Source organism: Pseudomonas sp. 91RF (assembly GCF_003576265.1).
GTDB lineage: Bacteria > Pseudomonadota > Gammaproteobacteria > Pseudomonadales > Pseudomonadaceae > Aquipseudomonas > Aquipseudomonas kribbensis.
The window spans coordinates 141364-161847 of record NZ_QWFC01000038.1 but is presented as its reverse complement, the minus strand read 5'-3'; the positions used below and the strand labels follow the sequence as shown (position 1 = coordinate 161847).

17 protein-coding genes are annotated in these 20484 nt (G+C 62.5%); 6 read left to right on the top strand and 11 right to left on the bottom strand.

Annotation, left to right across the window (positions count from 1 at the left end):
* Nucleotides 1–9 precede the first annotated feature (9 nt).
* The 5 genes from DXT77_RS20530 to DXT77_RS20510 all read right to left on the bottom strand — a co-directional run bounded on the left by DXT77_RS20530 (nucleotide 10) and on the right by DXT77_RS20510 (nucleotide 3303).
* A complete protein-coding gene (locus DXT77_RS20530; protein ID WP_085712345.1) occupies nucleotides 10–435 on the bottom strand; it encodes a DUF350 domain-containing protein in 426 nt (141 codons plus the stop codon).
* 13 nt (nucleotides 436–448) lie between these two features.
* Complete coding sequence (locus DXT77_RS20525) at nucleotides 449–1087, bottom strand: DUF2491 family protein (RefSeq protein WP_119428948.1); 639 nt, start codon at nucleotides 1085–1087, stop codon at nucleotides 449–451.
* Nucleotides 1088–1210: 123 nt separating this feature from the next.
* Nucleotides 1211–1909, bottom strand: coding sequence for a PspA/IM30 family protein (locus tag DXT77_RS20520; protein ID WP_119428947.1), 699 nt, complete (start codon nucleotides 1907–1909; stop codon nucleotides 1211–1213).
* Nucleotides 1910–1926: 17 nt separating this feature from the next.
* Nucleotides 1927–2595 (bottom strand): YjfI family protein, encoded by a 669-nt coding sequence (locus DXT77_RS20515; protein ID WP_085712342.1) that lies wholly within the window; start codon nucleotides 2593–2595, stop codon nucleotides 1927–1929.
* A gap of 153 nt (nucleotides 2596–2748) precedes the next feature.
* Nucleotides 2749–3303, bottom strand: a complete 555-nt coding sequence (locus DXT77_RS20510; protein ID WP_119428946.1) for a cysteine hydrolase family protein — start codon at nucleotides 3301–3303, stop codon at nucleotides 2749–2751.
* A gap of 101 nt (nucleotides 3304–3404) precedes the next feature.
* Between DXT77_RS20510 and DXT77_RS20505 the strand changes: the two genes are divergently transcribed.
* From DXT77_RS20505 to DXT77_RS20495, 3 genes are all read left to right on the top strand, one after another.
* Nucleotides 3405–4400: a GlxA family transcriptional regulator gene (locus tag DXT77_RS20505; protein WP_119428945.1), complete on the top strand. Its 996-nt coding sequence runs from the start codon at nucleotides 3405–3407 to the stop codon at nucleotides 4398–4400.
* Nucleotides 4401–4578: 178 nt separating this feature from the next.
* Nucleotides 4579–5688 (top strand): DUF3182 family protein, encoded by a 1110-nt coding sequence (locus DXT77_RS20500; RefSeq protein ID WP_119428944.1) that lies wholly within the window; start codon nucleotides 4579–4581, stop codon nucleotides 5686–5688.
* On the top strand, nucleotides 5678–6436 hold the full coding sequence (locus DXT77_RS20495) for a S9 family peptidase (RefSeq protein ID WP_007955615.1): 759 nt from the start codon (nucleotides 5678–5680) through the stop codon (nucleotides 6434–6436). Before DXT77_RS20500 ends, DXT77_RS20495 begins: the two co-directional genes overlap by 11 nt.
* On the opposite strand, the gene DXT77_RS20490 is transcribed toward DXT77_RS20495, so the two are convergent.
* From DXT77_RS20490 to DXT77_RS20470, 5 genes are all read right to left on the bottom strand, one after another.
* Nucleotides 6437–7426, bottom strand: a complete 990-nt coding sequence (locus DXT77_RS20490; RefSeq protein WP_119428943.1) for a lysylphosphatidylglycerol synthase domain-containing protein — start codon at nucleotides 7424–7426, stop codon at nucleotides 6437–6439. It abuts the gene before it with no gap.
* On the bottom strand, nucleotides 7423–8709 hold the full coding sequence (gene clsB / locus DXT77_RS20485) for a cardiolipin synthase ClsB (protein ID WP_119428942.1): 1287 nt from the start codon (nucleotides 8707–8709) through the stop codon (nucleotides 7423–7425). Before clsB ends, DXT77_RS20490 begins: the two co-directional genes overlap by 4 nt.
* Nucleotides 8706–9503: an endonuclease/exonuclease/phosphatase family protein gene (locus DXT77_RS20480; RefSeq protein ID WP_119428941.1), complete on the bottom strand. Its 798-nt coding sequence runs from the start codon at nucleotides 9501–9503 to the stop codon at nucleotides 8706–8708. The genes clsB and DXT77_RS20480 overlap by 4 nt, the downstream gene beginning before the upstream one ends.
* Complete coding sequence (locus DXT77_RS20475) at nucleotides 9500–10426, bottom strand: DUF72 domain-containing protein (protein ID WP_119428940.1); 927 nt, start codon at nucleotides 10424–10426, stop codon at nucleotides 9500–9502. The genes DXT77_RS20480 and DXT77_RS20475 overlap by 4 nt, the downstream gene beginning before the upstream one ends.
* A 193-nt stretch (nucleotides 10427–10619) precedes the next feature.
* Complete coding sequence (locus tag DXT77_RS20470; RefSeq protein WP_119428939.1) at nucleotides 10620–11831, bottom strand: MFS transporter; 1212 nt, start codon at nucleotides 11829–11831, stop codon at nucleotides 10620–10622.
* Between the two features lie 190 nt (nucleotides 11832–12021).
* On the opposite strand from DXT77_RS20470, the gene DXT77_RS20465 reads away from it, so the two are divergent.
* The gene (locus DXT77_RS20465; RefSeq protein WP_119428938.1) at nucleotides 12022–14124 is read left to right on the top strand and encodes a mechanosensitive ion channel family protein; all 2103 of its coding nucleotides are present in this window, start codon (nucleotides 12022–12024) and stop codon (nucleotides 14122–14124) included.
* Here the strand turns inward: DXT77_RS20465 and DXT77_RS20460 are convergent.
* Complete coding sequence (locus tag DXT77_RS20460) at nucleotides 14118–18413, bottom strand: DEAD/DEAH box helicase (RefSeq protein ID WP_119428937.1); 4296 nt, start codon at nucleotides 18411–18413, stop codon at nucleotides 14118–14120. The genes DXT77_RS20465 and DXT77_RS20460 overlap by 7 nt on opposite strands.
* A 178-nt stretch (nucleotides 18414–18591) precedes the next feature.
* Here DXT77_RS20460 and DXT77_RS20455 point away from each other — a divergent pair, with 178 nt between their 5' ends.
* Both DXT77_RS20455 and DXT77_RS20450 read left to right on the top strand, forming a co-directional pair.
* Nucleotides 18592–19476: a sugar nucleotide-binding protein gene (locus DXT77_RS20455; RefSeq protein ID WP_119428936.1), complete on the top strand. Its 885-nt coding sequence runs from the start codon at nucleotides 18592–18594 to the stop codon at nucleotides 19474–19476.
* Nucleotides 19469–20398 (top strand): NAD-dependent epimerase/dehydratase family protein, encoded by a 930-nt coding sequence (locus tag DXT77_RS20450; protein ID WP_119428935.1) that lies wholly within the window; start codon nucleotides 19469–19471, stop codon nucleotides 20396–20398. The genes DXT77_RS20455 and DXT77_RS20450 overlap by 8 nt, the downstream gene beginning before the upstream one ends.
* Nucleotides 20399–20484: the final 86 nt, after the last annotated feature.

Below are 20484 nucleotides of genomic sequence, written 5' to 3'. Positions count from 1 at the left end.
TCCTGCCGATCAGTAGGACGGGGTCATGCACGCGGCGTTGAGCATGCCGACGCTGATCGCCACCGCAGCGACGTAGATGCCGGCGGCAACTTCACCGTTGGCGATGCGCTGGGACGTGCCTTTGAGCACCAGCCCGGTGGCCAGGAATGCCAGCAGTTGCACCGCAGCGGCGATCACGGCCCAGAGGACGAAATCGAGGACGTTGATCGAGTGGGCGATGATGTTGCTCGCCGGGATCGCGAAACCGATGATCGCACCCGACAGAGCGATGGCAGCAGCGTTGTTGCCGCCGCGAATCAGTTCGAATTCCTTGTGCGGCGTGATGCGGGTGTAGACGAACTGAAACAGCATGAACAGCAACACGGCGCCGATCAGATAGGCGGCGAAACCGACCAGCGCGGCCTTGTTCAGGGAAACGGACAGCACTTCCAGCATGGGGAACTTCCTTTTAAATGGTGCTCAGATCGGTGGTGTACAGCGAGATGCCCAGCGATGTGCTCAGGCTGACAGTGCCTTCTTCGTCCTGTTCGACGGAGAACAGCAGCAGTTCGCGACGGTCGGTCAGGCCGGTTTCCCGGGCGTACAGCATCGAGTGGTGTTCGATGGTGTAGGACTCGTCGGGATTGACCACTTGCTCCGTGAGCGGGACCAGTTCGGTCTGACCGCGTTCGGTGCCCCATTCCCGGGTGAAGGACACGCCGTCATGGGTGTAGGCCGGCAGGCCGATCAGGCTGTTCGGGCCCGCCAGGCGCTGCAGTTCGGCGTCACTGTTGACCGTGACATAGCTGACGTAATTGAACAGCGTCACCGATTCGATCTGATCGTCGCCGGTGACGTGGACCTGCAGCCAGAAATCTTCGTTGTCCAGGTAGTAGCGATACAGCTTGTTCGACTGGCCGAGGTCGATCCAGCCGGCGCTCCAGATGGCCTGGGCATCGGGGACCCGGACCGAGGTGCTGCCGTCGAGCAACAGGGCGAGGGTCGTATCGAAACGGATCGCCTTGCCCTGCGCCAGGCCCAACGGGCCGCTGGCCGCCTCGCGTGCAGGTGCCGAGCCGGTGCCGAGCAAGTTCTTTAACCATCCCATGGGTACATTCCTTGAAGCGGGTGGAGGTGTTCGTTGGCAAAACGCCGCTAGTGTACCGGCCTCGTGACAAACGAGCAGGCAAAAAAGAAGGGCACCCGGTGCCCTTCCTTTCGCTGGCTGCCCTTACTGGGTCGACTTCTGCTTCAGACGCTCAAGGATCGCGTTGGCGCTGCCCTCGTTCGGCGTGATGCCGGCGTCGCGCAGCTTGCGCTCCAGGTCGTTGCCGGTCGTGGCATCGGCCAGTTCGTCCTGAGCGTTCAGCTCGGCGGCGCGCTGCTTTTGCTTCTCTTGCAGACGGTTCAGGGTGCCGACTGCGGTTTCCAGCTTGCCATTGGCGCCGCCGCTGGCGATGGATGCGCTGACCTGGGCTTTCTGCACGCTTTCACGGGCCTTGGCCATGTCCACTTGCTGACGCAGGCTCTTGATCCGCGCTTCGGCCTTGTTGATGTCCTTGCGCATGTTGTCGGCGTAGGTGCCGAACTCGTCGCTCTGGGCCTTCTCGGTGGTCAGGTCGTTGGTCAGGGTCGAAATCGCTTCGGCCACTTCCATCGCCAGATCTTCACGGCCGGCGTTCAGTGCGGAGACAGCCTTGGCTTCCAGGTCCTTGATCTTGGCGTCGTACTCGCTCACGCGGTCGGCGGACAGCTTGTGCTTGGCCATGATGGTGACCAGTTCGCGACGGGCGTTGGACAGGGCGCTGTCGGCGTCACGGATTTCCTGATCGAGGATGCGCAGGGCCTGTTGGTCGACGATTGCTTCGCCGACTTCATTGGCGCCGCCGCGCAGTGCGGTGAACAACTTGTTCCAGATGGACTGAGTCATTGGACTTTCCCTGTTGATTACTTGAAGAAGTGTTCGAAGGCTTCGCTGGCGCGCTGCACGTTGTCGACCAGGGTTTTCACCTCGGTGACCACGTTGGTCAGGCTCGAATCCGCACTCAGCGCGCCGAACATGTTGTAGACGGTCTGACCGTTGGGCATGGTCTCGATGCCGATCGACGACAGCGGGAACATTTCCCGGCTGCGCAGCACCGCGTCGTTGAAGGTGCGCACGTCGGTAATCGAATCGATGTCCACCAGCACGGTGTCGACGATGATCTGCTGACCCGCGATGGCGATGTGAATCGGCAGGCCGCCGAATTCGTTCATTTCCAGCTTGAGGCTGGGTTCGGCGCTCTGGATCAGGGACAGCGTGATCTCGTGGGAAGCCACCTCGTCCAGTGCCTTGAAAGCGTTGTAGAGGCTATCGATGTTCCAGTTGTTGCCTGCGCTCATGTAATTCTCCGACATGAAAGAGCCAGCCAGAATCGGTTGGCGTAGCTGTTGCTCCATTTGCTTGAGCAAGCTTCGGTTTTCGGGAAGCACCCAAGTTTCGTGTTTCACATAACCGGCGGCAGCCAGGCCCGCGCGCATCTGCTTCATATAGAAGCTCGACGGTTTTTTCGCGGACGTTGTCGAGCGCACTCCCTTCGGGCTCTCCGATTTTGTTGCAGGGGAGTTGCTTTTCATGGCGATGACTCCGTTATGAACATCTCACGCGTGAGCCACACTACAACCAATTCAAAGTGCCATCAATGGCTCACGCGTGAGATTTTTTCAGCGCACGAAAAAAGGCCCGCAACGAGGCGGGCCGGGTTTCATTCGGAGACTGGCGACAGGCGCTCAACGATTGTTCGAGAGAAACTCCTGCGCGGAAACCACACTGGCGTAGGCAAACCCCAGCGAAGACATGAACGCCGCATGCACCTGGGCGGCCGGCACGATCAGACCATTGAATTCCAGGTCGCGGGTGGCGCAGGCATCGTGGATCACCGTGACGGTGTAGCCCAGATCCGCCGCTGCCCGGACAACGCCGTCGATGCACATGTGGCTCATGCTGCCTACCACCACCAGTGCCTTGATGTCTTGTTCATCGAGGATCGATTGCAATTCGGTTTCGCGGAACGCGTTGACGAAATGCTTGAGCACCACCGGTTCATCGGCGCGGTTGAGTACCTTGGAATGCAATTTTGCGCCCTCGGAGCCGGGGGTGAAGAACGGCGCATCCGCCGAGGTGAATTCGTGACGGATATGGATCACCGGATCACCCGCTTCACGGAACGCGGCGATTAGTCGGGCGGCGTTGTCGACGGCGGCGTCGACGCCTGCCAGCGGCCACTTGCCTTGGGGGAAGTAGTCGTTCTGGATATCGACTACGATGAGCGCTTGCCTGGCCATGGGTTTTTCCTCGAAGTGTTTGTTGGGAGTGGATTCAGTATCGGCGCCCGCTACGTCTTCGAGGATTGGCCGCACCGACAATAGACAGGGGAAAACTGACAATGGGTGTTGAAAGGGCCGTTGCCGAGCTGGGCGTGCTGATTTATCCCGGCGCGCAACTGGCGGCGGTGCATGGTTTGACCGACCTGTTCGGCGTGGCCGACCGGATCGCGGTCGAGCATCAGGCCGCGCAATTGCCGCGTCTGCGAGTGAGTCACTGGCAGGTCGAGAACGAGCAGGCACCGGTCAGGGTTTACGACAGTCATCCCGCTGCCGAAACGGGCTTGCTGGCGGTGCTGATCCCGCCGTCGATCGCCGGGTTCAGCGCAGAGCAGGCATCGCCGGGATTGCTGCAATGGCTGCGCGACCAACATGCTCGCGGTGCAACGCTGGGCGGCGTCTGCGTGGGCTCGTGGCTGCTGGCCGAAAGCGGCCTGCTCAACGGTCGCAGCGCCACCACTCACTGGGCCTCGGCCAAGGCCTTTGCCGAGCGTTATCCGCAGATCAGGCTCAAGGCCGACACACCGATTGTCGACGACGGCGACCTGATCACCACGGCCGGGTTGATGGCCTGGTCGGAACTGGGGCTGCGGCTGGTCGATCGTTTATTGGGGCCGAGCATCGCCAGCGCTACCGCGCGTTTCCTGGTGATGGAACACAGCGACAGCGCCAGTGCCTGCGGCAGCAATTTCGCGCCGATCCTCAACCATGGCGACGCGTCGATTCTCAAGGTCCAGCACTGGCTGCAAAGCACCGGCGCGACTGACGTTTCGCTGGCTGCGATGGCCGAGCGCTCGGGTCTGGAAGAGCGCACGTTCCTGCGTCGTTTCCGGGCGGCGACCGGCCTGAAACCCACCGAATACTGTCAGCACCTGCGGGTCGGTAAAGCCCGGGAAATGCTCGAGTTCACCAATGGCACCATCGATCACATTGCGTGGACGGTGGGTTATCAGGATCCGGGAGCCTTTCGCGCCATCTTCAAGAAAATCACCGGGCTGGCGCCGAGTGACTATCGCAATCGGTTCGGCGTGACCCCACCGACCGCGCTGGCGAGATAGCACCGCGCGGTCGTGCAAAATGCCGTGGCCATGGCGGCCATCGTGCAGATTGAAACGGGCGCAACGCCAGTACGAAAAGGCTAATCGACTGATCCGCAAAGGTTTTGGCGTCGTCATCGTTTGGCCTGATCTCTGCACCCTCTGACCTACACTCACCGAGCCGCTGGAAGGGGGACGCATGACCCCGACACCTTGCAACAGAATAGTGGTCGCCCATTCCGTACGCCCCGACGCGCCGCAACACGAAGTGCAGACCAACAAGGCGCTGGCCCGCTGGCTGGCGCAGATTCTCGGACTGAAATTCGGCGGCAGCTACGACGCGCAAAAGCACCATGGTCGCGACCTGTATCTGCTGCCGACCCAAACCATCGTCGGCGCCGCCAAGGCCCATGAGCTGGGCATCAAGGGCCCCGAGGATCTGTGGGGTGGTTTCGTCGAACACGATTTCATCTGCACCAAAGCCATCAGTCATGGTTTGCGCAGCCATCAGGCCAAAGCACCAGAAGGCTGGTCGCCGCTGTTCTCCGAACGCACGCGCAATGTCGTACTCGACGGGCTCAGTGTGTTTGATCTGAAAGATGCACGACCTGCCGCCGAGCACCTGTTGTACAGCGGCCCGATCCGTCTCAAACCGATTCATGCGTGCGCCGGTCGCGGACAGGAAGTGATCAAGAGCCTCGATGCGTTCGACGAAATCCTCGCGCGGCCCGATATTGCCAGACAGTTCAGCCAAGGCGTGGTGCTCGAACAGGACCTGAGCCAGGTAGTCACCCACAGCGTCGGCCAGTCGTTCATCGGCGACCGGGTGCTCAGTTACTGCGGTGATCAATACTTGACCGAAGACGCCCACGGCGAAGAGGTCTATGGCGGCTCGAACCTGCTGGTGGTGCAGGGCGGTTATGACGACTTGCTGAAACTGAAACTGCCGGACGATGTGCGGCTGGCTATCGAACAGGCGCAGGTGTTCGACCGGGCGGCGGACGAAGCCTATCCACGGTTCTACGCCTCTCGGCGCAACTACGACATCGCTCAAGGCCTGGACAGCGAAGGCCAGCCGCGTAGCGGCGTGCTCGAACAATCCTGGCGCATGGGTGGTGCCAGCAGTGCCGAAGTGGCGGCGTTGCAGAGCTTCGTCAACGACCCTGCGATGCGCGCGATCCGCGTGTCGTCGGTGGAAACCTATATCGACCAGGCCCTGCCGGCGGATGCCATCGAGGTCTATCGCGGCCCGGCCGAGAACAGCGACTTTCTCCTCAAATACGTAACGGTCAAATCCTATGACGGCTAGAAGCGAAAGCATTCAGATCGACATTGATGACGAACAGATGAGCGGGACTTTCCTCAGTCCCAAATCGAAAGTCCCCGGCGTGTTGTTCGTGCACGGTTGGGGCGGCAGTCAGGAGCGGGACCTGGAGCGGGCCAAAGGCATCGCCGGTCTGGGCTGCGTCTGTCTGACATTTGACCTGCGCGGGCACACCGGCGGCACCGGCATTCCGCTGAGCCGGGTGACCCGTGAAGACAACCTGCGCGACCTGCTCGCAGCTTACGATCGGTTGCTCGCCCACCCGGCGCTGGACACCTCGGCCATCGCAGTGGTCGGCACCAGCTACGGCGGTTATCTGGCTTCGATCCTCACCTCATTGCGCCCGGTACGCTGGCTGGCGCTGCGGGTGCCGGCGCTGTACCGCGACGAGCAATGGCACACGCCCAAGCGTGATCTGGACAAGGCCGACCTGCGCGATTATCGCGGCACGCTGGTGCGGGCCGACAGCAACCGGGCGTTGCATGCCTGCTCGCAATTCACCGGCGATGTGCTGCTGGTGCAATCGGAAACCGACGATTATGTGCCTCACGCGACGATCATGAGTTATCGCGCTGCGTGCCAGCAGACTCACTCGCTCACCCACCGGATCATCGATGGTGCTGACCATGCCCTGAGCGATCCGACTTCGCAGCAGGCCTACACCTCGATCCTGGTCGACTGGATCACCGAGATGGTGGTGGGCGAACGGTTGAGCATCATTCAATCGCGCTGATCAGGACTTGGGCTTTTTCTCGATCCGCAGCGCCTTGGCCTTGGCTTCCACCACCAGGTACATCACCACGGTGATCAGCAGCGGCAGCAGGAAATAGATCGCCCGATAGGCCAGCAACCCCGCCACGAGACTGCCGCGCGAAGCCTCGTGTTGCAGCAGCGCCACGAACACCGCTTCAAGCACCCCGAGCCCGGCGGGAATGTGGGTGATGACCCCGGCAATCGCGCTGATGAGCAGCACGCCGAGCACCAGCGGATAGTCGAGCTTGCCGGGCAGCAGGGTGAAAATCACCGCCGCCATCAACGACCAGTTCAGCGCGCCGAGCAGCAGTTGCAGGACCGCCATGCGCAGCGAGGGCAGATTGATTTCCACCCCGCGAATCGACCACTCGCGCCGTCGGGAAAACCGGCAGGCGACCAGGTAACCGAGGCTGATCAACAGCAGCAACACACCAATGCCCTGCAACGCTTCGCTGCTGACTTTCCAGCCCGGCGGCATGCTGACCAGCCCGCTGCTGAACACCGCGCCGGCGATGGTCATGTAGCCGAACCAGTTGGTCGCCAGGCTCAGCCCGAGAATCTTGGCGATGTTGCTTTTGCTCACGCCGAGCCTTGAATACAACCGATAACGCATGGCGATCCCGCCGACCCAGGCGCTCAGATTGAGGTTGAACGCATAACTGATGATGCCCACCGGCAGGATCTGTTTCCACGTCAGGTCCTGACGGATGTAAGTGCGGCCGATCAGGTCGAAACTGGCGTACACCAGAAAGCTCAACAGCGTCAGGCTGGAAGCGATGATCAGCGTGCGCACCTTGAAGTCGGCGAGGGTTTGCAGCACCTCGGACCATTCGATGCGGCTGGCGAACATTGTCAGCAGGACGATTAGCGCGAGGAAAAACAGCAATGTCAGCGGGCGCTTCCAGCGGCTCCAGCGAGACGTTGCGGCTGGCGGCGAATGCGTTGCGGACTGAGCATCGGAACGACTCATGACGGATCGCTCCCGCTCTTGCCGATGAAGGGTTTCAAACGAGGTTTATGCGCGGGGAGCCAACCGGCCATCGCTGGAAAATGACGCAGGAAGTGAAACACCAGAAAGCCCACGGTCATGTGCCAGAGGCGCCCGCGCGGGGACTTGCTGGCGTCCATCGTTTTGCAGTGGTTGTTGCTCAGATCTTCGAGACGTTCAAACAAATGAGCATTGAAGGCCCGGTCGCGGATCAGCACGTTGGCTTCCAGGTTCAGCGACAGGCTCAGAGGGTCGAGATTGCTTGAGCCCACGGTGCTCCATTCCTCATCCACCAAAGCGACTTTGCCGTGCAGTGGCCGCTGGCAATATTCGTGGATCTGCACCCCGGCCTTGAGCAGGTAGTCGTAGGTCATGCGCGCCGCGAGTTTGGCCACCAGCATGTCCGGCTGGCCTTGCAGGATCAGTCGCACATCGACGCCACGCCGGGCCGCGTTGCGCATCTCGCGCAGCAAGCGATAACCGGGGAAGAAATACGCGTTGGCGATTACCACCCGGCGTTTCGCACGACGCAGGACCTGCAAGTAAACGTCTTCGATATCGGTGTGGTGCCGGTCGTTGTCGCGAAATACCAATTGCACCTGACCGTCGTGCTCGGTGAACGCCATCTCCGCCCGACGCTGGCGCCGGCGTTGCCACCAGAAGCGTGCCCGGCCGGGGCGACCGCTTTGTAGCAGGGCAAAGTGATGGATGTCGGCCACCGCCGGGCCCTGAACTTCCACGGCGTAATCCTGCTTCGCCTCGGGGCCGAAATCAGCCAGGTGATCGCCGGAAAAATTGATCCCGCCGATGAACGCAATCAGCCCGTCGACCACCACGATCTTGCGGTGCAGGCGGCGGAACCAGTTGGTGCGAAAGCCCAGGCGTTTGGGTGCCGGGTCGAAGATTTGCAGGTGCACACCGGCCTCGCTCAACGCGGTGAGATATCCGGTGCTCAATTCTCCGCAGCCGAAGCCATCGAGGCTGACGGTGGTGCGTACGCCACGCCGGGCGGCATCGATCAGGATCTGCTGCAATTCGTTGCCGACCTTGTCTTCGAAAACGATGAAGGTCTCCAGCAGGATTTCACTCTTCGCCGCGCGCATGGCGTCGAAGACTCGCGGGAAGTATTCCTCGCCGTTTTCCAGCAGTTCCACGCGGTTGTTGCCCTGCCAGCCATAGTCGACATCGACGTGGCCGGGCTCGCGGATCGGCGGGGTGATGGTGATCGGTTCCACGGCGGATTTTTCCAGCGGCGCGCTGCTCATAGTTCGATCTCCACGGACAACGGCACGTGATCGGAAAGGTGCGACCAGGGCCGGTTGGCAAGCACCTTCGGCTGGCTGGCCTTGAGGTTGCGCACGTAGATCCGGTCCAGCCGCAGCGCCGGCCAGCGCGCCGGAAAACTGCGCGCCGGTTTGCCCTGATGTTCGGCAAACACTTCACGCAGACCGCAAGGTTCCAGCAGCGCATCGGCGCGCTGGCGCCAGTCGTTGAAGTCGCCGGCGACGATGACCGGCACATCGTCCGGCAGGTTGGCGAGGCGTTTGCCCAGTAGCCTCAGCTGTGCGTTGCGATGACTTTCGCGCAGGCCCAGGTGCACGCAGATCGCGTGCAGTTCGCGATCGTCTCCCGGCAGGCGCAGGACGCAATGCAAGAGGCCACGGTTTTCGTGGCCGCTGATGGAAACATCCAGGTTGTCGTGGCGCACGATCTGGAATTTCGACAGCAGCGCGTTGCCATGATCGCCCTCCGGGTACACCGCGTTGCGCCCGTAGGCAAACTGCGGCCACAGGCTGTCGGCGAGGAACTCGTACTGCGGCATCGTCGGCCAGTTGTTGTAGCGCTTGGGATGGTGTTCGTGGGTGCCGTGCACTTCCTGCAAAAACACCACGTCAGCGGACACACTGCGCACCGCATCGCGCAGTTCCGGCAGGATGAAACGCCGGTTCAGTGCGGTGAAGCCCTTGTGGGTGTTGATCGTCAGCACGGTAAAACGGGTGACGCCCGTGCTGATCGAAGTCTGCTCGTCGGTGACGCCGATGGGTTCGCGGATGCTCATGCCAGCACCCCTTCGGCAGCCGGTTCGCCGGGAGCGGTGGCGAGGTCTTTGTCGAGGTCGAATCGATGCAGCAGGCTGCGGGCATCGAAGGGCGCGCGGACTTTGATGTCGTTGTCGAAGTAGCAAAACACTTCCCGCGACTTGCGCGCCCGGGGTTTGAGGCGTGGGGCGATCAGGTGCGCATCGCCGGGTTGTCGACCGTGCTGCCAGGCGTCGATACGTTCGGCCCAGCGCTTGATGGCGGGCTCGGTGTAGCCGCTGGCGTAGAGCTCTTGCGCACCGTGCAGACGCAGGTAGACGAAATCGCTGGTGAGGTCTTCACGATACGGCCACTTGCCTGCGGTATCGGCGATCACCAGAGCGGTGTTGTAGCGTTTGAGCAGGCGCACGAAATCGGCGTCGATGAAACTGTCATGGCGGATTTCCACGGCATGGCGCAAAGGCTTCTTGCCGTGGGCCTTCAGGCTCGCATGGCCATGCAGGTGTGAGTCATGCCGGCGGGCGAGCGTGGCGGCAGCTTCGGTGTCGTGGGGGAGTTGGGCAAGGAAGTGTTCGAAGAGGGGCGGATCGAATTTGAAGCTGGGCGGAAACTGCCAGAGGATCGGCCCGAGCTTTTCCCTCAGTTCGAGAATTCCGGAGGCAAAGAAATTCGCCAGGGGTTTTTCGATCTCGCGCAATCGACGGATGTGCGTGATGAAACGCGGAGCCTTGACGCTGAACACGAAACCTTTCGGCGTCTCGGCATACCACTGGGCGTAGCGTTCCGGTCGTTGCAGGGCATAGAACGAGCCATTGATCTCGATGCTGTTGACTGCCCGCGAAGCGAACTGCAGTTCGCGTTTCTGAGCCAGTCCCCGCGGGTAAAAATCCCCGCGCCACGGGGCGTAGCGCCAGCCTGAAATACCGATGTGAATCGTCGCCATGCCGCCCTCCCGTCGAAAGTCCCCGTGTTGCCTCTGTCTGTGGATGACTGCGGGCGGTTCGGGAAAGTTTCGACGGGAGTACGGACGGTATGTGGGAGCGAGCCTGCTCGCGATAGCGGAGTGTCAGGCACATCAATTTTGAATGTGCTGCCGCAATCGCGAGCAGGCTCGCTCCTAAAAGGGTATTTCTGGATCAGTGGCCGGTGACGACTCGCGCCGAGCCGCCAGCAGGTTCGGCATACACCGGGCCCAGTCGGTCGAGGCGGCCGCTCAAGGCTGTCAGGGCCAATGCCACCAGCACCACCAGCCCGCCGATCCACGCGGTATGGATCAGGCCGATGTGTTCGACGATCAACCCGCCGCCCCAGGCACCGCCGGCAATCCCCAGGTTGAACGCAGCAATGTTCAGCCCCGACGCCACATCCACCGCTTGCGGCGTGTGATGTTCGGCCTGACGCACCACATACACCTGCAGGCCCGGCACGTTGCCGAAGGCGACCGCACCCCAGACCAGCACGGTAGCCAGTGCCAGCCACGGATTACCGGCGGTGAAGGTGAGCACGAACAGCACGGCGGCGAGCAGGGCGAAGATGATTTTCAGGGCGCTTATCGGCCCGCGCTTGTCTGCCAGTTTGCCGCCCCAGATATTGCCGACGGCCACCGACACGCCGTACACCAGCAGCACCAGGCTGACCGTGCCGGCGCTGAAACCCGAGATGTCCTGAAGAATCGGCGCGAGGTAAGTGAAGGCGATGAACGAGCCGCCGTAACCAATGGCGGTCATGGCGTAGACCAGCAGCAGACGCGGTTGCTTGAGTACTTGCAACTGTTGCAACAGCGAGGCCGGTTTGCTGTGGGCAATATTTTTCGGCACGTAGAGCAAGCTGCCGATGAACGCGATGACACCCAGCGCCGACACGGCGAGGAAGGTTTCACGCCAGCCGAAATGCTGACCGATGAAGGTGCCCAGCGGTACGCCGGTGACCAATGCCACGGTCAGGCCGGTGAACATGATTGCAATCGCGCTCGCGGCTTTTTCCTTGGGCACCAGGCTGGTGGCGATGGTCGAACCGATGGAGAAGAACACGCCGTGGGCCAGACCGGTGACGATCCGTGCCAGCACCAGCGATTCATAGCTCGGCGCCAGCCAGGCCAGCAGGTTGCCGAGGGTAAACAGCACCATCAGCGACAGCAGCAACAGTTTGCGCGGGACTTTGCCGGTGAGCGCAGTCAGCACCGGCGCACCGATTGCCACGCCAAGGGCGTAGAGACTGACCAGCAGCCCGGCGGACGGCAGACTGACACCGAGATCGGCGCCGATGGTGGGAAGCAGGCCAACGATGACGAACTCGGTCGTCCCGATGGCGAATGCGCTGAGAGTCAGCGCGAGCAAGGCAATGGGCATGACGGCACTCCGGTAAGGGGATTGGATGGAGCGCAGTGTCGGTGTTTGGCAGGGGACGAAAAATACAGGGATGGGCATTTGATATTTGACCTGAGAGCAAAGATCAAAAGCCGCCTTTTAGGCGTTCTTGAACTTTGCCGAGCAAAAAACGCTCAGTTCCTTACAGGTTCAACCAAGGGAGCTCTGAGTTTTGACCAGGTTCAGGATCGCGATTCTATTGGGGGCATTGCTGTTGTTCGGCGGCAATGCAGTGCAGGCCGCCAGCCTGCCGGGCGTCCCGGCAGCCACCGCAAAAGCCGCCGAACCCGAGCCATTGGTGCAGGGCGGACTGCTCGGTGCAATCAGTTCCAGCATCGACGACGTGCAGGACAAACTCGATCTCAACGAGCACCTGGTCGACGCCTGGCGCCTGCGCGCCGACCGGGCGGCGGATGAAGTCGACAGGCTGGTCAATCAGCCGTCGGATCGCTCGGGGTGGAGCGTGGCCGGGGATTTCATGATGCTGTCCGGCGTGTGGCTCGGCACCTTCGCCGTGTTGACTGTGCTTGGCAGCGTGCTGGCCAAGCGGATGCGCGAGGGCCGCTGGTTGCGCACCCGCCAGCGCAGTCAGGACCTGCTCGGCTACCTGTTGCCCTACACCTTGCCCGCACTGATTTGCCTGCCGTTGACCCTGTATGTCAGCCATTTCCTGCCAGCCTCGGTCGGCCGGGCACTGGCGCTGTGTTTTGCCTACGCCACCAGCAGCGGCATCTTTTCCACCTCGATGCTTTTGTGTGTGGTGGTGATGTTCAACACCGGCCACAAGCGCCGCGCGGTGCAGATCATTCGCGACTACTGCCCGAAACCGCTGTTCCTGATCGGCTTCCTCGCCGCATTGAGTGATGCGCTGACCAGCCCGCAGATCGCCCGGCAACTGGGCGGCAATATCACCAGCAGCATCGCGGTGTTCACCGGTCTGCTGGCGTCGATCATCTTCGGCTTGCTGGTGATTCGTCTGCGCCGGCCGGTGGCGCACCTGATCCGCAATCGACCGCTGGCCCAGCGTCTGAAACAACCGTCGCTGCAGGAATCGCTGCGGATCTTTTCCGGGCTCTGGTACTGGCCGATCGTGTTGATGGTGCTGGTCTCGGCGGTCAATCTGATCGGCATCGGCGAGGACAATCAAAAGGCCCTGCGCTGTGCGCTGTTCACCACGGTGCTGTTGATCGGCACGGTGTTTCTCAGCACGGTGCTGCAGCACCTGTTCAAGTCGCGCCGGGCCGAGGCGATCCAGCTCAGCAGCGCCTACAAGGAGCGTTTTCTCAGTCTGTTGCATGCGTTGCTGCGGATCGTCATCGCGATTGCGTTCATCGATATTCTCGGGCGGATCTGGGGTGTTTCGCTGATCGATTTTGCGCAAAGCAGCACGGTCGGCCGGGCGATCAGCAATGCCTTGAGCAGCATCGGTCTGATCTTCCTCGTGACCTGGCTGCTGTGGGTGGTGCTCGACACGGCGATTCAGGAAGCGCTGAAACCACCGGTCAGCAAACGCTCGGCGCGCCAGCCCAGCACCCGGGTGAAAACCATCCTGCCGCTGCTGCGCAACGCGATCAAAATCATCCTGGTGGTGATCTGCGCAATCACCACCATGGCCAATCTCGGGATCAACGTCGCGCCGCTGCTGGCGGGTGCCGGGGTGGTCGGTCTGGCCATCGGTTTTGGCTCGCAGCAATTAGTGCAGGACGTGATCACCGGGCTGTTCATCATCATTGAGGACACCCTGTCGATCGGTGACTGGGTGGTGCTCGATTCCGGGCATGCCGGCACGGTCGAAGGCCTGACCATTCGCACCCTGCGACTGCGCGACGGCAAGGGCTTCGTGCACTCGGTGCCGTTCGGTCAGATCAAGGCCGTGACCAACCAATCGCGGCAGTTTGCGTTCGCGTTTTTCTCGGTGCAGTTCACCTACGACACCGATGTCGAAAAAGCCATCGAGCTGATCCGCGAGACCGGAGACTCGATCCGCGAAGACCCGTTCCTCAAGTACAACCTGCAAGGGCCACTGGACGTGTTCGGCGTGGACAAGATGGACTTGAACGGCGTGGTCCTGACCGCGCAATTCCGCACAGTGTCGGGCGGACAATATGCGGTGAGCCGCGCGTTCAACCAGCGTTTGAAAAAGCTTGTGGATAACAGCCCGTGGGTGCATTTCGCGCAGACTTATCCACAGCAGGTTTTGTTGCCGAAGCGACAAGACGATGAGGTGGCGGCGCATTCGTCGGTGGTGCTGCCGGAACAGGCGCGGACTCAGTGACGGGTCAGTTTGCTGCGGATTTCGCCCATGGCGGGTTGCTCCAGTTCCACCCAGAGTTGCTGCTTTCCGGCAATTTCGGCAGCAACTGGCAATCCGTCGCGATACACCAGCCGATTGCTCGCCAGTGCCGGTACTTTTGCGCCCGGTAGCAAGGTGCCGGCGAGGTTCAGCGGATCGACCCCGCACACCGCGATCAGGCTGCCGTCGTGAGGGCGACGGCGCACTTCACGCAGCAGTGGTATCGCCTCGAGCAAGGCGAATTGTTCACCGGCCAGGCCACTGACAAACCGCCCGCCACGAATCTCGCCGCGGGCCTCCAGCCGGTGAAAAGTGCGCAGCAATTCGCGCCAGCTCGGCAGCCAGTCTGCCTCCCGTTCCAGCAGGCGCCAGAACACCACGCCGTAACGGCGCAACAAGGTCATGGCGATGTGTTCGAGGGTTTCGGGCGACGCTGTCTGGCTGGTTTCCACAACCGGCCCGCGACGCAGCAACGCCCAGCGTCCGGCATCGTCCATGCCCCCGACAAACGCCCCGCGCCCGCGTCGACTGCTGCGTTGCTGGCGCTTGCTCGCCGGGGTGATCAGTGCCCGCAACCCGGCAAAACTGTCGGCATTCACCAGACCGGCGCCGACCAGTTCCTGCAAGGCGATTTCCAGTTCGGTGCGCAGCAGGTGCGCTTCATGAATCAGCTCATCGAAAAACAGCGCGCCGTGCTGGCTGAGGGCCTCGAAGACTTTCTGCGTTTTAGGCGACAGTTCACTGATCGGCGTCTGTTCGGCCAGCGAACTCCACAACCCGACCTGACTGCGCGGCAATAGCACAACGGGCGTACTGCGCAGCGCCGTGCCGCTGGTTTTCTGCCGGGCGCTGAGGCGTGTCCACACCAGTTTTCCGCTGCGGCACAGATCATCCAGCCAGCTCGGTGAGTAGTCCTTGAGCCGCGCCGGGAGGATGTCGCTGTCCCACGCCGAAGCAGCAGCCGGATAGCCTTCGAACTGACCGACAATCGCCGGCAACACGGCGCTGCCCTGACCCCGGGTGGACGGGGACAGATGCTGCCAGTCGAACAGGAAACGCATGAAGTCCTGCAACGCCACCGGTTCGATTTCCCGGCGCAGGCGCTTGACCGTGTAGCGGTGAATTCGCGCCAGCAGATGCCGTTCGCACCATTCTTCAATGCCCAGCCCCGGGGTGAACCGGCCGCGCAGCACGTAGCCTTCACGCTCCAGTCGGGCGAGGGCTTGATGGATGTGTGCGGGTGGCAATGACAATGGCTGGGCAATGGCCTCCAGTGGTAGCGGGCCGAATGCACTCAGCCGTGCGCGGATGACTTCCACCAAGGCATCGTCGGCGGTCCAGACCTCATCGAAACCGGGTAGCGCTGGCAGTGCCGAATGCGCCTGTGGATAAAGCGCTTGCAGGCAGGTCAGGCGTTCCCGTGCCAGCCACAGCGAGTGCTCGGGATCGATCTGCAATCGGCAGGCTCGACCGGTGTCGGCCAGGGCATTCAGCCAGTCGCGCCAATGCGGGTTGGCCTCGACTTCGCGGTCGCTGATGCAGGCCATACTCATCAGCGCTTCGTGCATTTCATCGGCGCTGTTCGGTGACGGCCAAGCCTCTTCGCGTACGGCGGTGATCGCGTCGGCGTCCAGCGCACCGAGGTCATCGGTGGATTGCGGATCGCTCCAGCGGCGATTCAGCACGGCCTGGGTGCGACGCTCTTCCAGCGGCGCGTCGTCGAGAAAGGTGTAAGGCCGGGCGCTGAGAATTTCCGCGGCCAGCGGCGAAGGGGCGGGAAGGTCACGGGCGATCAGCCGCACTTCGCCGCGCTCCATACGCCGCAGCAATTGCAGCCAGCCTTCGCTGTCCATCGCCTCGTGCAGGCAATCGTCGAGGGTTTGCTCCACCAGCGGATGCTCGGGAATTTCCCGTTCACCGGCGAGGTTTTCCAGGCAGGCGATCTGATCGGGAAACACGCTGGCAATCAGGTCTTCGCTTTTCATCCGCTGCAATTGCGGCGCGACTTTGCGCCCGCCGGTGTAGCGCGGCAGGGCCAGCGCCACCCCGGCGTTCCAGCGCCAGCGCACACCGAACAATGGCGCATCCAGCACCGCTTGGATCAGGATGTGTTCGGCGCTGTTGCTGTGCAGATAACGCCAGACCTCGTCGAGTTCGAAACTGTGGCTGGTGGACAGCGACAGCACGATCGCGTCTTCGCTGGCGGCGGCCTGCAATTCGAAGTTGAAGGTGCGGCAGAAGCGCTTGCGCAGGGCCAGGCCCCAGGCGCGGTTGATGCGGCTGCCGAACGGCGAATGGATGATCAGTTGGGTGCCGCCGGACTCGTCGAAAAAACGTTCCATCAGCAACGTGTCCTGGGACGGCAACGCGCCGAGGGCGAGGCGTGCCCGGGCCAGATAATCCACAAGCTGTTCGGCGCTGGCCTGAGCCAGTCCCAGGGTTGCGCTCAGCCAGTCGAGGGCCGGTTGCAGATTGCCGGGGCTGGCGCTCAGCAGTTGATCGAGTTGTGCTTGCAGGCGTGCCACAGCCATCGACAATTCGGCGCTGCGACCGGGCGCTTCGCCGAGCCAGAACGGAATGGTCGGCGGCTGGCCCTGAGCGTCCTCGACCCGCACCTTGCCGGTTTCCACCCGCAGGATTCGGTAGGAGGTATTGCCGAGCTGGAACACATCGCCGGCAATGCTTTCCACGGCGAAGTCTTCGTTGACGCTGCCGATGTTCAGGCTTTGGGGTTCCAGCAGCACGCTGTAGTCGGCGTTGTCCGGGATGGTGCCGCCGCTGGTAACCGCCGTCAGCCGTGCGCCGCGCCGCCCACGCAGGGTTCGACTTACCGCGTCGCGATGCAGGTAGGCGCTGCGGATGCCCTGACGACCGTTGTAGCCCTCGGCGAGCATGGTCAGCAGCGCCTGATAATGCTTTTCGTCGAGGCGGGCGTAGGGCTCGGCCCGACGGAACATTGCGAGCAAATCTACCTCGGCCCACTCCTGGCAACTGACCTCGGCGATGATCTGCTGGGCCAGTACGTCCAGCGGTGCTTCGGGGATGTGCAACGTATCGAGTTCGCCCCGGCGCACGCAGTCGAGCAGGGCCGCACACTCGATCAGGTCGTCGCGGGTGGTGGCGAACAGGCGTCCCTTGGGTGTGCCGCCGACCTGATGTCCGGAGCGGCCGACCCGTTGCAGAAACCCGGCAATCGAACGCGGCGAGGCGATCTGGCAGACGAGGTCGACTTCACCGATGTCGATCCCCAGTTCCAGCGACGCGGTGGCGATCAGCACTTGCAGTTCGCCGCGCTTGAGTCGTTGTTCCGCATCAAGGCGAAACTCCTTGGCGAGGCTGCCGTGGTGCGCGGCTACGGCGTGTTTTCCGAGGCGTTCGCTCAGGTGCCGGCTCAAGCGTTCGGCCAGGCGCCGGGTGTTGACGAAAATCAGCGTGGTGCGGTGTTCACGGGCCAGCGTGGCGAGGCGGTCGTAGACCAGTTCCCAGACATCATTGGCCATGACCGCCGACAACGGCACCGGCGGCACTTCGATGCCCAGATCCCGTGGGCGGGCGTGGCCGATATCGATGATTTCGCAGGGGCGCTCATGGCCCACCAGAAACCGTGCGACCGCATCGATCGGTTTCTGCGTGGCCGACAGGCCGATGCGGGTCAGTGCTTCAGGACACAGCGCCTGCAAGCGTTCGAGGCTCAAGGCCAGGTGGCTGCCGCGTTTGCCGGCAGCGATGGCGTGGATTTCATCGACGATGACTGTACGTGTGGTGCCGAGCATCTTGCGTCCGGATTCCGAGCCAAGCAGCACGTAGAGCGATTCCGGAGTGGTCACCAGAATATGCGGCGCGCTTTTGCGCATGGCGGCGCGGTCTTTTTGCGGGGTGTCACCGGTGCGCACGGCGGTGGTGATTTCCAGCGGCGGCAGGTCCATCTGGCGCAATTGCTCGGTTATCCCGGCCAGCGGATTCTGCAGGTTGATGCGGATGTCGTTGGACAGCGCCTTGAGCGGTGAAACGTAGACCACCAGTGTCTCGTCCGGCAGGCCGTCCGGGCTTTCCAGGCCACGGTGGACCAGATCGTCGAGCACGGCGAGGAAAGCGGTGAGTGTCTTGCCGGAGCCGGTGGGCGCGGCGATCAGCGTCGAGCGGCGCTGGCGGATCAACGGCCATGCGCGGGCCTGGGCGGCGGTCACCGTCGGGAATGTGCTGCTGAACCAGGCGCTGATGGCGGGGTGGAAGCCTGTCAGGGCCGCGTCCTTGGGGAGGGGCAGATTCATGGCTTCAGTTATGCGGGTGGGCGGGCGAAGTTGCAAGTACCGCCGGGGATCTACACTTTACGGGTGACGGTTGCGCACTAAACCCGCAAAATGCAACGATTCCGGCAATTATCGACGACGCTGCCACGAGCAACGTCGCCAAAGCCATCGTTCCAATCAGACTGGGCCTGCTGACTCTATGCGAATGCGCCTTATGTTACTGGGCGGCGGAAATGCCCTTGGGCAGGCGCTGATTCGCCTCGGTGCGGAGGAAGACATCGGTTTCCTCGCCCCCCGCCCGCCCGAAGACGGCTGGGATGCCGCGAGCCTGACTCAACTGCTCGACGACACCCGTCCCGATGCATTGATCAACCTTGCCTACTATTTCGACTGGTTCCAGGCCGAGACCGTCAGCGAAAGCCGTCTGTCGGGCCAGGAACGCGCCATCGAGCGTCTGGCCGAACTGTGCCAGCACCACAATATTGTGCTGGTGCAACCTTCCAGCTACCGGGTATTCGACGGCTCCCGCGCCACCGCCTACAGCGAAAAGGACGAGCCGGTGCCGTTGGGCCTGCGCGGTCAGGCGCTGTGGCGGATCGAGCAGAGCGTACGCGCCACTTGCCCGCAGCACGTGTTGCTGCGCTTCGGCTGGCTGCTCGATGACAGCCCGGAAGGCACCCTCGGACGCTTCCTCGCTCGCGCTGAAAAGCCGGAGGAATTGCTGCTGGCGGACGACCGTCGCGGTAATCCGACGCCGGTCGACGATGCGGCCCGGGTGATCATTTCGGTACTCAAGCAACTCGATTGCGCCGCGCCGCTGTGGGGCACTTACCACTACGCCGGCCACGAGGCGACCACACCGCTGGCGCTGGGTCAGGCGATTCTCACCGAGGCCCGCAGCCTGCATCCGCTGGCGATCGAAGAGCCGACCGCCCAGGCCCACGCCGCGCGTGAGGATGCCGCCGAAGAACCGCAACACGCAGTGCTGGCCTGCAAGAAAATTCTGCACACTTTCGGGATCAAGCCGCGCGCCTGGCGTGCCGCGCTCCCGGGCTTACTGGATAGGTTTTATCGTCATGGCTGAAGGCCCTGTTTTAATCACTGGCGGCGCCGGTTTCATCGGTTCGCACCTGACGGACGCGTTGCTCGCCAGCGGCCATTCGGTACGGATCCTTGATGACCTGTCGACCGGCAAACGCAGCAACCTGCCGCTGGACAATCCCAAGGTCGAACTGATCGTCGGCGACGTCGCCGATGCCGCGCTGGTCGCCCGGGCGATGCTGGGTTGCAGCGCGGTCGCGCATCTGGCCGCCGTGGCGTCGGTGCAGGCGTCGGTGGATGATCCGGTGAAGACTCACCAGAGCAACTTCATCGGTACGCTCAACGTCTGCGAAGCCATGCGCGAGGCCGGCGTGAAGCGTGTGCTGTTCGCTTCCAGCGCAGCGGTCTACGGCAACAATGGCGAGGGCGAGTCGATCAGCGAAGACACGCCGAAAGCGCCGTTGACGCCGTATGCATCGGACAAACTGGCGGGCGAGCAGTACTTCGATTTCTATCGTCGCCAGCACGGTCTGGAACCGGCGATCTTCCGTTTCTTCAACATTTTCGGCCCGCGCCAGGATCCGTCCTCGCCGTACTCCGGCGTTATCAGCATCTTCAGCGAACGCGCGCAGAAAGGCCTGCCGATCACCGTGTTCGGCGATGGCGAGCAGACCCGGGATTTCATGTACGTCCAAGACCTGGTCGATGTGCTGGTGCAGGCGATCGAAAAGCCGCAAGTGGATGTCGGTGCGGTGAACGTCGGCTGGAATCAGGCGACCAACCTCAAGCAGATGCTGGCCGCGCTCGAAGCGGTGGTCGGCGAGTTGCCGCCCGTCAGCTACGGCCCGGCGCGCTCCGGTGACATCCGTCATTCGCGGGCGAACAACAGTCGGTTGCTCGAGCGATTCAAGTGCCCGACGCCAACACCGATGAGCGTCGGCCTGGCCCGTCTGCTCGGCCGCTGAGCTTTTCGCAGACATGAAAAAGGCGCCTTTTGACAGGCGCCTTTTTCACGGCCGGAATTCGGGTTTCAAACCTGTTTCCTGTAGCG